The sequence below is a fragment of the Streptomyces sp. SID12488 genome (assembly GCF_010548275.1).
Taxonomy (GTDB): Bacteria; Actinomycetota; Actinomycetes; order Streptomycetales; family Streptomycetaceae; genus Streptomyces.
Genome location: NZ_JAAGLT010000011.1, coordinates 19,184 through 31,762, shown reverse-complemented (window position 1 = coordinate 31,762; position 12,579 = coordinate 19,184). Strand labels below are relative to the sequence as shown.

Below are 12,579 nucleotides of genomic sequence, written 5' to 3'. Positions count from 1 at the left end.
AGCTGAGGCGCGGGCGGGACCGGGGAGGGTGGGAGGGTGGGTTCAACTTCCCGCCCATTCAATACAAAAGGGGCTCGGATCTCGCCGCCCGGAGCTTGGGGCTCAGGGTTCGCTGGGTTGCGGGTGCGAGGGCGCGATGAAGGCGGTTCGGATGTCGACCGCAACGCTGAACCTCGGGTCCTGCACTCCGAGCCCCGAGCCCGACGGCTCCTTCCGACAGACCGAACTCAGCTCTGCTTCTCTCCGAGCGCCGCCCGCAGCCAGTCCAGAGACCCGGTCGCCAGCACCGCGTCGGCGAGTTCATTGGCCGACTTCGTGACGAGCCGACCCCGGCTGTTGTCGATCCAGCGTTGTGCGTTCTCGTAGCCCTGGGACTTGTACTCGATGCCCTGGATCATGCATTCCAGTTTGTCGGCGTCCCGGGCGCAGATCGCTTCGGCGGACTCCTTCTCCTCGTACTCGGCGACGAGTTCGCGTACGGCGGAGGCCAGGATCTCGGGCATGCCGGCGACCTGGTCGGCGGTGACGGCCTGTGGGTCGGCGCCTGTGGCGTACTTCTTGCCGAGGTGGTTCACGTCGCCGGTCCGGGTCTCCTGGGAGTCGTGCCACACCGCCAGGTAGGCGGCCCTTGCGGGGTCGGCGCCTTCGAGCTTCGCGATGATCGACGCGAGGAGGGGCCGCCTTGAGGAGCCGTTTCTGAGCAGGATCACGGGCAAGATGGTATCGATGGCGATAGTATCGCTACCGATACTATTGCCTACAGGAGTCTCCTCATGCGCCGCTTCATCGGCAGGGATCGCGAGCTGACCGTCCTCCACACCGCCCTCCAGGCCGTTCAGGATGCCGCCGGGTCGGTCAGACCGGGCCAGTGCATCCTCATGCGCGGGAGGCGCCGGGTCGGCAAGTCCAGCCTTGTCGAGGAGTTCCTCCGGCGTACCGAGACGCCGTACCTCTTCTTCACGGCGGCGGGCGGCACGGCGGAGGACGAGCTGACGGAGCTGCTCGACGCCGCCGCCCGGTCCAGCCTCCCGGGGCGCGAGTACTTCGCGGAAGAGACCCCGACGCAGTGGAACGCGGCGTTCCGGCTGCTTGCCGAAGTCTTGCCCGATGACCGCCCGAGCGTGGTCGTCATTGATGAGGTGCCGTATCTCATGGACCGCATCGACGCCTTCGAGGGCATGCTGCAGCGGGCGTGGGACCGCCTGCTCAGCCGCAAGCCGGTGCTTCTCCTCCTCGTCGGATCCGACCTGTCGATGATGGAGGCGCTGAACAGCTACGACCGACCCTTCCATCAGCGGGGGAAGGAGATGGTCGTGGGGCCGCTGAACCCGGCCGACATCGGCGAGATGCTCGACCTGGCACCGGCAGCCGCCTTCGACGCCACCCTGATCACCGGCGGCCTCCCGCTGATCTGCGCGGAGTGGCGGCCCGGGGCGGACGTGTGGGAGTTCCTCCGTGACTCGCTCGACAACCCCATCTCGGCACTGCTGGTCTCCGCCGAGCGCTCACTGGCCGCGGAGTTTCCGCCGCAGGCGATGAGCGGGGAAGTCCTACGGGCGATCGGGAGCGGCGAACGCACCTTCACCAACATCGCGCGCGCCGCCGGCGGCATCAGCCACACCACCCTCACCCGTGCCACGGACGTCCTGACCGAGAAACGGGTCGTGGCAGCCGAACTGCCCCTCTCCCTGCGGCCGTCGAAGGAACGCCGCTACCGAGTGGCCGACCCTTACCTGCGCTTCTGGCTCGCGTTCCTCGATCCGCACATGGCGGAGATCGAGCGGTTGCGGGGAGATCTCACGCTGAGCCGCATCAAAGAGCGGTGGACGAGCTGGCGGGGCCGGGCGATCGAACCCGTGGTCCGCGAATCCCTCGCCCGCCTCCTCCCGGACGGGCCTCTGCCCGCCGCCCCGGCGATCGGCGGGTACTGGACCCGCAGCAACGACGTCGAGATCGACCTCGTGGGCGCCGACCGGCAACCGGTGGCCAAGCGGTTGCTCTTCCTCGGCTCGGTCAAGTGGCTGGAGAACTCGGCCTTCGACAACCACGACCTGGCCGCGCTGCAGCAGCACCGGGCGGCGATCACCGACGAACCCGTACCGCTCGTGGCTATCTCCCGCAACGGGGTCAGCTGTTCCGGGCTCCAAGCGGCATACGGGCCGGAGGAGCTGCTCGGCGCCTGGCGCCGGACCTGACGCGGGCTCGTGCCGCTTACTGGAACAGTTCGAGCGAGATGTGCTTGAGCTCGGACAGAGCGTCCAGGAAGTCGGTCGCGTCGAAGGCCGCCCCGGCGGACGCGACACCGACCGTCCGGGTACGTCCCGTCAGCACCCGCTCCACCGCCTCCACCGCCAGCGGCGCGCTGACCGCGTAGATGTCCCGCCCGCGCGCCACCGCGCGCCGTTCCGCGCCTCCGGCCCGTACGACGACGTCCACGACGAACGTCTGCGCGGAGCGCCCGTCCTCGTCGACCGCGACCGGTGCCGGGGTGTCCGGCGCCGACAGTTCCCTGGCCGCGTCCGCCGCCATGTAGCCGCGTACCTCGGGGATGGTCAGGTGGCTGGGGACGGTGACGACGTCGGCCATGGAGAACTCGCCGATCACCTCCCGGCGCCCCGTCGGGTCCGGGAAGGACCACTTCAGGGTCGGCAGCGCGTCGTCGTGGTACTGCAGCCGCCCTCCGCTGTAGCGGACCCGGCGGCCGTTCCTGCGGTCCCGGGACACCGCGCCCGCGGTGCGCGTCCCGGCGGTGGGGTGCCAGCTGCTCAGCCCGTACGCGATGTGCGCCTCGTCGGCCGACGGCCAGTCGCCCATCGCCGCGGTGACCAGCAGGTCGCTGAGGCCCCCGAAGAAGGCCATCGCGGGGATCACCAGGGCGTTCGCGGCGAGGGCCCGCTCCGCGAAGTGCGTGAACGTGTCGAGGTTGGCCTCGATCTCCGCCGCCACGTCCACATACGGGATCCCGGCCCGCAGCGCCGCCTCGATCACCGGCGCCGCCGTCACCGCGAAGGGCCCGGCGCAGTTGATCACGGCCGCAGCTCCGGCCAGCGCCCGGTCCAGCGCCGCCGGGTCGTCGACCGACGCCGGTCGCACATCGAGCCCCGGGCGCAACGCCGCCAACTCCCGCGCCATATCGCCGAGTTGATCCGGGTCCCGCCCGGCGAGGATCGGGACGTACCCACGCTCCAGCAGCTCCGCGACCACGAAACGCCCGGTGTGCCCGTACGCGCCGAACACCACAACTGCCTGCCCTGATACCGATCCCATGTCTTCTCCCCGTCGCGTTTCAACTGTTGCCATCCTGACCGCGGAGCCCGATCCACACGAGTGTCCGGAACGACATGTCTCGTACAGTTCCGGACATGGAAACGGGTAGGGGCAAGGGCACGGGGATCGGCGCGAGGTCAGTCGCGATCGCCGTCACCGACGGCATGCTTCACTTCGAACTCGGCATCGCCTACGAGGTCTTCGGCTCCGATCTCACCCACCTGGTCGACCCCTGGTACGACGTCGCCCTCTGCGGTCCGGGCCCGATCCGCGCCGGCAGATTTCTGCTGGAGCCCGACTCCGGGCTCGACCGACTCCCGTACGCCGACACGGTGATCGTCCCCGGCTGGGCCGACGTCGACCAGGCGCCGTCCGCAGAACTGGTCGACGCGGTGCGCGCGGCCCATGAGGCGGGAGCGCGCGTCGCCTCCCTGTGTACGGGCGCGTTCGTGCTGGCCGCTGCCGGACTGCTGGACGGGCGGCGCGCGACCACGCACTGGGCGCACACCGATGTCCTGGCCGCCCGCCATCCCGGGGTGGAGGTCGATCCGGACGTGCTCTACGTCGACAACGGCAGCGACAACGGCCGCGTCCTCACCTCCGCCGGCAAGGCGGCCTCGATGGACCTGTGCCTGCACCTCGTACGCCTCGACCACGGCTCGGCGATCGCCAGCACCGTCGCCCGCCGCCTCGTCGTACCCCCGCACCGGGCAGGCGGGCAGGCGCAGTTCGTCACCGCTCCGGTGCCCGCCCAGGACGACCATCCGCTCGCCGACCTGTTTCCCTGGGCGATCGAACGGCTCGACCGCCCGCTGACCGTGGAGGACCTGGCCCGGCGGGCGAACATGAGCTCGCGCCACCTGGGCCGCCACTTCCGTGCGGTCACCGGCACCACCCCGCTGCAGTGGCTGCTCACCCAGCGGATCCGGCGTGCCCAGGAGCTGCTGGAAGCCACCGGCGACAGTGTCGACGCCATCGCGGAGGCCGTCGGCATGGGCACCGCCACGACGCTGCGCCGCCACTTCAACCGCACGATCGGCGTGCCCCCGGACGCGTACCGCCGTACCTTCCGCAACTCACGCTCCAGCGCGGGATGATGCGCGACACCTTGACGTGTCCCTGCCCTGGTGGGTTCATGGGAGCGCTCCCACATTTCCCCTCCCCGGTTCCTTCTGATGCTGAAGTTTTCTTCGCGCTCACTTCCTGGAGTCGCAGTGAGAATCGCAGTGAGAACAACGAAAAGTACGACGCGAAAGAACCCTGTAACCGTCCTGCTGACCGCCCTGGTCACCGTCCTCGGTCTCCTGGCCCTGGCTCCGACCACTGCCCAGGCACAGGCCGAACCGTCCCGCGCCTTAGCCACCGGTCTGCACATCTCGGGCGGCCGTCTTCTCGAAGGCAACGGCAACGACTTCGTGATGCGGGGCGTCAACCATGCCCACACCTGGTACCCGACCCAGACCCAATCCCTCAGGGACGTCAAGGCGTTGGGCGCCAACACCATCCGTGTCGTCCTCGCCGACGGGCATCGCTGGACCAAGAACACCGCCGACGACGTGGCCGCGGTCGTCGCGCAGTGCAAGGCCAACCGCCTGATCTGCGTACTGGAGGTGCACGACACCACCGGTTACGGCGAGGACGCCGCCGCCGGGACGCTCGACCAGGCGGCCGACTACTGGATCGGCCTCAAGAGCGTGCTCGCCGGCCAAGAGAACTACGTGATCATCAACATCGGCAACGAGCCCTGGGGCAACACCGATCCGGCCGGCTGGACCGCCCCCACCATCGCCGCCGTACAGAAACTGCGTACCGCAGGCTTCCAGCACACGATCATGGTGGACGCGCCCAACTGGGGCCAGGACTGGCAGGGCGTCATGCGCGCCAACGCCCAGTCCGTGTACAACGCGGACACCACCGGCAACCTGATCTTCTCGATCCACATGTACAGCGTCTTCGACACGGCGGCGGAGATCACGGACTACCTGAACGCCTTCGTCACGGCCAAACTGCCCATCCTGATAGGCGAGTTCGGCGGTCCGGCCGACCAGTGGGGCGATCCGGACGAGGACACGATGATGGCGACCGCCCAGCAGCTGAAGCTGGGCTATCTGGCCTGGTCGTGGAGCGGCAACACGGATCCGATCCTCGACCTGTCGATCGGCTTCGACCCGAAGCAGCTCAGCACCTGGGGCCAGCGCATCTTCAACGGCGCCAACGGCATCGCCCAGACCTCCAAGGAGGCCACGGTCTACGGTGGCGGCACGGGCACCGACACCCAGGCCCCGACCGCCCCCGGCACGCCGGCAGCGTCCGCGACCACCGCCACGTCGACCACCCTGACCTGGACCGCGGCGACCGACAACGTTGCCGTCACCGGCTACGACGTCGTCCGCGTCAACGGCACCACGGAGACGGCAGCCGCCGCCTCCACCACCAACACGGTCACGGTGACCGGCCTCACCGCGGCCACGGCATACACCTTCGCCGTGTACGCACGGGACGCGGCCGGCAACCGTTCGCCCCGCTCGGCCACGGTGAGCGTCACCACGTCCCCGGGCGGTGGCACCCCGGGCGTCAGCTGCTCGGTCGCCTACCGGGTCGTCGGCGAATGGCAGGGCGGTTTCCAGGGCGACATCACCCTGCGCAACACGGGCACCGCCGCCCTCACCAACTGGACCCTGGCCTTCAGCTTCGCGGGCGGCCAGACCATCAGCAACATGTGGGGCGGTACGCCCACCCAGAGCGGCGCCGACGTGAGCGTCGTACCCGCCTCCTACACGGCCACGATCCCGGCCGCCGGCTCGGTCTCGGTCGGCTTCATCGGGGCGAAGGGGGCGACGAACGCGGCGCCGACGTCGTTCACGCTCAACGGCACGACCTGCGCGACCACTTGATACCTGCCGAATACCTGCCAATGGTCAGAGGGCGGCGTCCCGTATCCGGAACGCCGCCCTCTGACCTGCTGGTTACCGGGTCTGTCAGCCCTGGTGGGGTGTGCCGTGGACGAGGAGCTCGGTCATGTCCAGGTAACGGCAGCCCGACGGGCCGGAGTTCTGCGCGCAGTCCACGCCGTTGTCGGCAGCCTGGTTGCCCAGCATCGTCACGCGGACGTACCGGACGTTCTGCTCGGTGCCCGTGTTGAGCGGCACGGCGTTCTCCCGGCCGGTGTCGGCGGGACCGAAGTGGCCCTCCGCGGCGGTGGCCCAGGTGGTGCCGTCCGTCGACGTCTCGATCCGGTAGTCACCGAGGGACGCCGTCACGTCGTCCCCACAGCCGGCCGTCGGGTCGACGCGCAGGTCGCTGACGTCCACGGCCGCGGGCAGCCGTACGGTGCTGTGGACCGGGTCGACTCCGGTGCCGTTGGTGCCGCCGTTGGCCTCCGAGCCCCAGACGGCGCCCGACATGTCGATCAGACTGGCGGGTCCGCAACCGAAGTCGCTGTAGTCGACGCCGCTGAACTCGGTGATCTCGGCGCCGCCGGAGGAAGCCGACCAGTTCCGGCGCAACGCCCAGTCGGCGGCACCGGAGTTGACGGTGATCGTGCGGATCACCGGTTCGTAACCGTTGCCGCTGGCGTACACCTTCCGGTAGGTGCCCTCGGGGACGTTCCGGATCGTGTACGTGCCGTCCGCGGCGCTCACCGCGGAGAGGTCGGCGCCGGGGAAGCCGGAGGAGTGGCCGCTGATGCTGACCGTGACGCCGCTCACCGCGGTGCCGGTCCCGTTGTCGGTCACCTTGCCGGTGAGCGTGACGAGCGGGGTGTTCGGGCCGGGCGGCAGCGAGAAGTCCTCGTCGGGCCGGATGTCGTCGGCCGTGAGCGCGGCGGCGAAGTAGCCCATGCCCCGGTGGGCGAAGGCCTGCCAGAGCGCATTGTGGGCACGTCCGCCGTTGACCACGGTGTCGGCTTGCAGGATGGCGTTGCGCTGGTCGAGGAACGTCGGGTTCGCGGGGGACAGCTCCATCGCCCGGGTCAGCAGTGACTCGGTGAGCTTGCTGCCGAGTTCGGTGCGCAGGTCCCAGAGCGTCTCGCCCCAGATCTCGCCGTCGGCGTGCACCTCGGGGCCGCCGGAGTAGATCTTCCCGTAGTCGCCGTACGTGTACCCGCCGGCGCCCGCCTCCTTCGTGCCGGGGCACTTGGCCGACGTGGAGCCGACCCGGCAGTCCAGCGGCTGGGAGCGCAGACTCAGGTCGCCCCGCCAGCCCGGCGGGTCCATCGACACCTCGCCGTCGACGCGCGGGTCGTCTTTCATGAACCTCTTGGTGGCCAGGAAGTCGGCGGCGAACCAGTCGCTCCAGGCCTCGCCCATGGCCCCGCCCTGCTGGCCGGTGAGCGTGGAGACCCCGTCTGCGTCGACCACGAGGCGGTTGGACAGGCCGTGGGTGAACTCGTGGTACACGACCGGTGCGACGTCGCCGAAGTTCCCGGACGGCACCTTGTAGTCCGGGGAGTCCGAGTAGCCGCCGGTCAGGTACATCTGCATCGTGGGCGCCTGACCGTCCGGCGGCGTCCCCATGTTGGCGTTGTTCACGTGGTTGTCGTCGGGCAGTCCGTCCTGCATGGCCGCGCCGTCGTCGGTCTGCGCCTGTACGGCGTCGCCGTCCCGCCCGTCGAAGTTGCCCGCGGCCCGGGTGAAGCCGATCGGGGCGGCTTGGAGGTGGTCGTGGAACTTGCCCAGGTAGTAGAGGACCTGCGCGGCGTTCTGCTCGCGGTTGGCCTGCCAGGAGTACGGCGTCTTCTGGTCCCAGGAACAGGGCGCGGGACCGCAGTTGTCACCGGTGAAGGGCTTGAAGGGGAAGGAGAACGTCCCGTCGGCGGCCGGGGTGATCTCCTCGCCGTCGTCCGTCTCGTTGTTGTCGTTCGTGTCGCTGTACACGTGCGCGATCGGCCCGTCGAGCGTCTTGGCGCCCGCCGGGAGCCAGCCCCTCGTGTCCAGGTGCCGGGTGTGCTGCTTGCCGCCGGTCGCGGCGCCCGGGGAGTAGTCCCAGACGAGCACCTTCCCGGTGCGCAGGGGCGTGGCCGGCGAGGAGGACAGTGGCTGCCCGCTGCCCGGCGCCGCAGCGGTCGTGTCGGTGGCCTCCAGGTCGGAGGAGAGGTTCTGCCGGTACAGGACCCGGCCGGTGGCGGCGTCGACGACATGCAGCCACATGCCATGCCCGTCCGGCGAGGTGACGGTCTGCCAGGCGCGGCGGGCGGTGCCGCCGGAGGCCGGGTAGACGACCTGCTTGGCGGTGTCCGAGCCGGCGGTGCCGTCGGCCTTGCCGCCCGCGATATCGCGTACGGCGGTCTTCCGGGCCTGCGTGCCGGTGACCTTGGCGGGCGGCAGCTGCGACGGCAGCTTCCGCACCGGTGAGCCGAGCACGCTGATCAGCCGTCCGTCGCGGGCGACGTTGGCCTTGACACCGTTGCCGAACACCGGGACACCGTCGACCGACTGGACGAACGACAGGTGACGTATCCCGGCGACATCGGTGTACTGCTTGCGCAGGGTCAGGCCCTGGACCTGACCGGCGGTGAGCCCGAACACATCGGGATGCGCCCGCAGATACTCCCGGGCGATGTCCTCCGGGTCGGCGCCACTGGCCGACGTCAAGTACCCGTCGAGCTTGGCGACTTGACGCGCGGTACCGGTGGTCGGGTCGAGTTCGAGCACGCCCTGCGTCCCGAGCTGCTTACGCAACTGCCGTACTCCGGGCCGCTGTTCGGCCGGCGTCAGCCGGGCGTCGCGTCGCGCCAGCGACTGCTGCGAGGGTAGGGGCAGCCCATCGGCCGCCGGGGATCCCGCCGGGGTGGTGTCTGTCGGGGAGCCGGCCGCGGGGCGGCCCACCGGATCGCCCTGGGCCGCGTTCGCGCCGCCGGGCAGCAGAGCGACGGCCAGCGAGAGGCCGGCCGTCGCGGTGAATATGGTCGCGCGTGTTCTGCGCGCGAAGGGGGCTTTCGCCATGGTGCGCCTCGTGGGGGGTGAGGTCCAACGACCACATGGAGCAGTCGAGTTGTGCACCCCAAACCTCTCAGGATGCCCAGCACAACAGGAAGCCTGAAAGTTCAATATTCACAGGAGCCTCACAGATCACATTTCTCCGTGCTCAGCACCGGGGCATCGGTCACAGCCCCCGGCCTGCGGTGTGAGGGCGACGCAACCCAAGCTCCCACGGGCTCTAACAGTCCGGAAACCGGCCGCTGCGGCGGGCGCACTAGCTTCGTCGCATGAGGGTGTGGACGCCATTACGGCCGCTGTTCGACAGACTCGACAGACTCGGCGAAGCCGGCAAGCGGGGTGACGGCAACAGCGGTGTCGGCAACGACTCTGTCGGCAGCGACGCTGTCGGCAACGGCGTTGCGCGCAAGGGCAGTTCAGTGCGCCGTCAGGGTGACCGGACGACTCCGGCCCGCCGTCCGCTGCCCGGCTGGCGCAGCATCAGGGGCCGGGTGGCTGTCGTCATCACGGTCCCCATCTGTCTGTTGCTGACGGTGGCCGGTCTGGCCGTGTACGGCCGGGCCGAGGCGCTCGGCGACGCCCGGACGACCCGTGCCGAGGTCGGCCTCAGCCTGCGCGTCCAGGCGCTGGTGCACCAGCTGCAACGTGAACGCGGGCTGACGAACGGCCTGTTGGGCGGCGAGAAGAGCTACCGGACACCACTCGCCGCCACTCGACGCCGCGTCGACACGGCGCTGGAGGCCATGCGCCCCGAACGTGCCGTCGAGCAGGTCATCCAGAAGCACCTGCGCCGCCTCACCGCCATCCGCACCGCGGCCGACAGGGACACCGCCTCTGGTTCCGGCGGGGGAACTGTCGACCGCACCGCCACCCTCAGCTTCTACACGACCGCCGTCGACGCCCTCAACGCCGTCGACCCGGTGGCGGACACCGCGACACGCGACGACCGCCAACTGCGCGATGGGCTTGCCGCGTTGAGGGAACTGGCCGCCGCCAAGGAGTCCGTCGCCCTCGAACGAGGCTTCCTCAACGGCGTGTTCGCCGAGGGCGCCTTCCAGGACCGCGAGTACCTCACCTTCACCGAGGTGCGCGCCACCCGCGTCGCTGCCCTCGCCCGCTTCGGTCAGGTCGCCACCGCGCCCCAACTCGCCGCCCTGAAGCAAGCGTTCGGCACCAAGGACGCCGAGAGCGCCACCACCTACGAGGCCCGGGCGGAGGGCGCCCCCGACGGCTCCGCGCTGCGCGTCGACGCCGGCACCTGGTGGGACGCGATGACCGTACTCGTGGACGACCTCTACGCAGTCCAGCAGTCGGTCGGTGACGACGTACGCGACCGGGCCGACCAACTCAGCCACGACGCCGAACTGGCCCTCGCCGTCTACCTCCTCGGGGGAACGCTGATGGCCGCTCTCGTCGCGGCCCTCGCCGCCTTCGCGTCGCGTTCCCTCACCCGCCCCCTCGGGGCACTCGCCGAGGCCGCCCATGACGTGGCCCGGCACCGGCTGCCCGCCACCGTCGCACGTATCCAGCAGTCCCCGCAGGACGAGGTGGAGTTCCCCGAGGCACAGGCACAGGCACTGGGCGGCACGGACGAGATCGCCGAAGTCGCGGAGTCCCTGCGCCAGGTGGAACACACCGCCCTCCAACTGGCCGCCCAGCAGGCCGGCCTGCGCCGCAACACCACCGAGTCGCTCGCCAACCTCGGTCGCCGCAACCAGAATCTCGTACGCCGTCAGCTCGGCCTCATCACCCGCCTGGAACGGCAGGAACTCGACCCGGACGCCCTCGCCGAGCTCTTCGAACTCGACCACCTCGCCACCCGTATGCGGCGCAACGCCGAGAGTCTGCTGGTCCTGGCCGGACAAAATCCGCCCCGGCCCACGGCCGCACCCGCCGGTGGCCTGGAGGTCGTCCAGTCGGCCGTCGCCGAGGTGGAGCAGTACCGCAGGGTCCTGATCGCGGCCGTGGAACCGGTGCGCGTACGCGGGCACGCCGTCGCCGATGTCGCCCACCTCCTCGCCGAACTCATCGAGAACGGGCTGACGTTCTCCCCGCCGAACGAACCGGTCGAGGTGCACGGCTGGTACGACACCGAGGACGGCACGTACAGCTTCGCCGTCGTCGACCACGGGGTCGGCATGTCCGCCGCCGAGAAGGAACGCGCGAGCGCGCGCTTCTCCGGCTCGGACGAGGACGCCTTCCTCGCCGCGCCCACCCGTTTCCTCGGCCACCTCGTCGTCGGCCGGCTCGCCCACCGCCTCGGCGAAGGCGCGAAGGTCCACCTCTTCGACACCCCGGGCGGCGGCCTGTCCGCCCTCCTCGTCCTGCCCGACCGCCTGCTGGCCCCCGCGACCCAGCCCTTCCCCGCCGCACCGCTCACACCCCCACCCACCACGGCACCCACCACCCCACCCGCTGTCTCCTCCCTGCTCAACGGCTTCCGAGCAGGTGTCGCCCGAGCCGAGGCCCGAAGCACCCAAGGAGCGTCATCGTGACCACTGCCGTCCAGAGTTTCGGCTGGCTCATCTCGGAGTTCGTGCGCACCGCCGACGGCGTCACCGACGCGGTCGCCGTCTCCTCGGACGGCCTGCTCATGGCGGCCTCGGACAACCTCGGCCGCGACCGCGCCGACCATCTCGCCGCCGTCGTCTCCGGCATCACCAGCCTCGCCCAGAACGCGGCGACGACACACGGCTTCCGCGGCATGAAGCTCGTCATGATCGAAATGCTGGGCGGCTTCCTCATGGTCGGCCGCATCCGCGACGGCAGCTGCCTCGGCGTCCTCGCCGCCGAGGGCTGCGACGTAGGCCTGGTCGGCTACGAGATGTCCGTCCTCGCCGACCGCGCCGGCGAACTCCTCACCCCACAACTCGTACGCCAACTCCACTCGGCACCACTGGCGGCGGGATAGCCGCGACACGCTCCGGCCCCCGTGTCCCGGGAGCGGATATCCGTGGCGGCCCCCCTGCTCGGGGCCCCTTCGGCGCCGATCAGGTATCAGTAGTTCGGCACGCGCGGCGACGCGTCTGCGGAGCCTGCCCGGGGCTCTGGTCCCAGGCGCACCAGGCCCAGGGGACAGAGGTCAATCCGCTCGCCCCCGGCCCGCGCGCCGCGACCTCGACGCCGGGGCCGCAGCCGTTGGCGAGGATCGGGCCGACGCCGCCCAGGGGGCGTACGACCTGCGCGCCGCCGCGCCTACGGAGCTTGCCGGGGACTCTCGACCCAGGCACCCCAGGCCCACTTTCAGAGATCAATCCGCTCGCCCCCGGCCCGCGCGCCACGACCTCGACCCCCGGGCCGCAGCAGACGGCGAGGATCCGGCTGACGCCGCCGCAGGAGCCGTACGACTGTCCCTTTCCGCCGGACAGGACCCCTC

At 70.4% G+C, this 12,579-nt stretch carries 8 protein-coding genes; 5 read left to right on the top strand and 3 right to left on the bottom strand.

Annotated elements, in window-relative coordinates; translation table 11 throughout:
• Positions 1 to 227: 227 nt before the first annotated feature.
• Positions 228 to 710 carry an HD domain-containing protein gene (locus G3I56_RS18780; RefSeq protein ID WP_343239989.1) on the bottom strand — a complete coding sequence of 161 codons (483 nt, stop codon included), beginning with the start codon at positions 708 to 710 and terminating at the stop codon, positions 228 to 230.
• Positions 711 to 773: 63 nt separating this feature from the next.
• On the opposite strand from G3I56_RS18780, the gene G3I56_RS18775 reads away from it, so the two are divergent.
• Positions 774 to 2,195, top strand: coding sequence for an ATP-binding protein (locus G3I56_RS18775; protein ID WP_164410343.1), 1,422 nt, complete (start codon positions 774 to 776; stop codon positions 2,193 to 2,195).
• A gap of 16 nt (positions 2,196 to 2,211) precedes the next feature.
• Here G3I56_RS18775 and G3I56_RS18770 read toward each other — a convergent pair whose 3' ends face one another.
• Positions 2,212 to 3,267, bottom strand: a complete 1,056-nt coding sequence (locus G3I56_RS18770) for a saccharopine dehydrogenase NADP-binding domain-containing protein (protein ID WP_164410341.1) — start codon at positions 3,265 to 3,267, stop codon at positions 2,212 to 2,214.
• Positions 3,268 to 3,362: 95 nt separating this feature from the next.
• On the opposite strand from G3I56_RS18770, the gene G3I56_RS18765 reads away from it, so the two are divergent.
• Both G3I56_RS18765 and G3I56_RS18760 read left to right on the top strand, forming a co-directional pair.
• Positions 3,363 to 4,364 carry a helix-turn-helix domain-containing protein gene (locus G3I56_RS18765; RefSeq protein WP_164410339.1) on the top strand — a complete coding sequence of 334 codons (1,002 nt, stop codon included), beginning with the start codon at positions 3,363 to 3,365 and terminating at the stop codon, positions 4,362 to 4,364.
• Between the two features lie 129 nt (positions 4,365 to 4,493).
• Entirely contained in the window at positions 4,494 to 6,161 is a 1,668-nt protein-coding gene (locus G3I56_RS18760; RefSeq protein WP_164410337.1) for a cellulase family glycosylhydrolase, read from the top strand.
• 84 nt (positions 6,162 to 6,245) lie between these two features.
• On the opposite strand, the gene G3I56_RS18755 is transcribed toward G3I56_RS18760, so the two are convergent.
• Complete coding sequence (locus G3I56_RS18755; protein ID WP_164410335.1) at positions 6,246 to 9,209, bottom strand: M36 family metallopeptidase; 2,964 nt, start codon at positions 9,207 to 9,209, stop codon at positions 6,246 to 6,248.
• A 263-nt stretch (positions 9,210 to 9,472) separates the two neighbouring features.
• Between G3I56_RS18755 and G3I56_RS18750 the strand changes: the two genes are divergently transcribed.
• Both G3I56_RS18750 and G3I56_RS18745 read left to right on the top strand, forming a co-directional pair.
• Positions 9,473 to 11,698, top strand: coding sequence for a nitrate- and nitrite sensing domain-containing protein (locus tag G3I56_RS18750; RefSeq protein ID WP_164410333.1), 2,226 nt, complete (start codon positions 9,473 to 9,475; stop codon positions 11,696 to 11,698).
• Complete coding sequence (locus tag G3I56_RS18745; RefSeq protein WP_164410331.1) at positions 11,695 to 12,114, top strand: roadblock/LC7 domain-containing protein; 420 nt, start codon at positions 11,695 to 11,697, stop codon at positions 12,112 to 12,114. The genes G3I56_RS18750 and G3I56_RS18745 overlap by 4 nt, the downstream gene beginning before the upstream one ends.
• Positions 12,115 to 12,579 lie beyond the last annotated feature (465 nt).

Bases quoted from the DNA above. Each gene is read 5' to 3' on its own strand.
- G3I56_RS18770 (WP_164410341.1), bottom strand. From the start codon at position 3,267: ATGGGATCGGTATCAGGGCAGGCAGTTGTGGTGTTCGGCGCGTACGGG.
- G3I56_RS18750 (WP_164410333.1), top strand. From the start codon at position 9,473: ATGAGGGTGTGGACGCCATTACGGCCGCTGTTCGACAGACTCGACAGA.
- G3I56_RS18775 (WP_164410343.1), top strand. From the start codon at position 774: ATGCGCCGCTTCATCGGCAGGGATCGCGAGCTGACCGTCCTCCACACC.
- G3I56_RS18755 (WP_164410335.1), bottom strand. From the start codon at position 9,209: ATGGCGAAAGCCCCCTTCGCGCGCAGAACACGCGCGACCATATTCACC.
- G3I56_RS18765 (WP_164410339.1), top strand. From the start codon at position 3,363: ATGGAAACGGGTAGGGGCAAGGGCACGGGGATCGGCGCGAGGTCAGTC.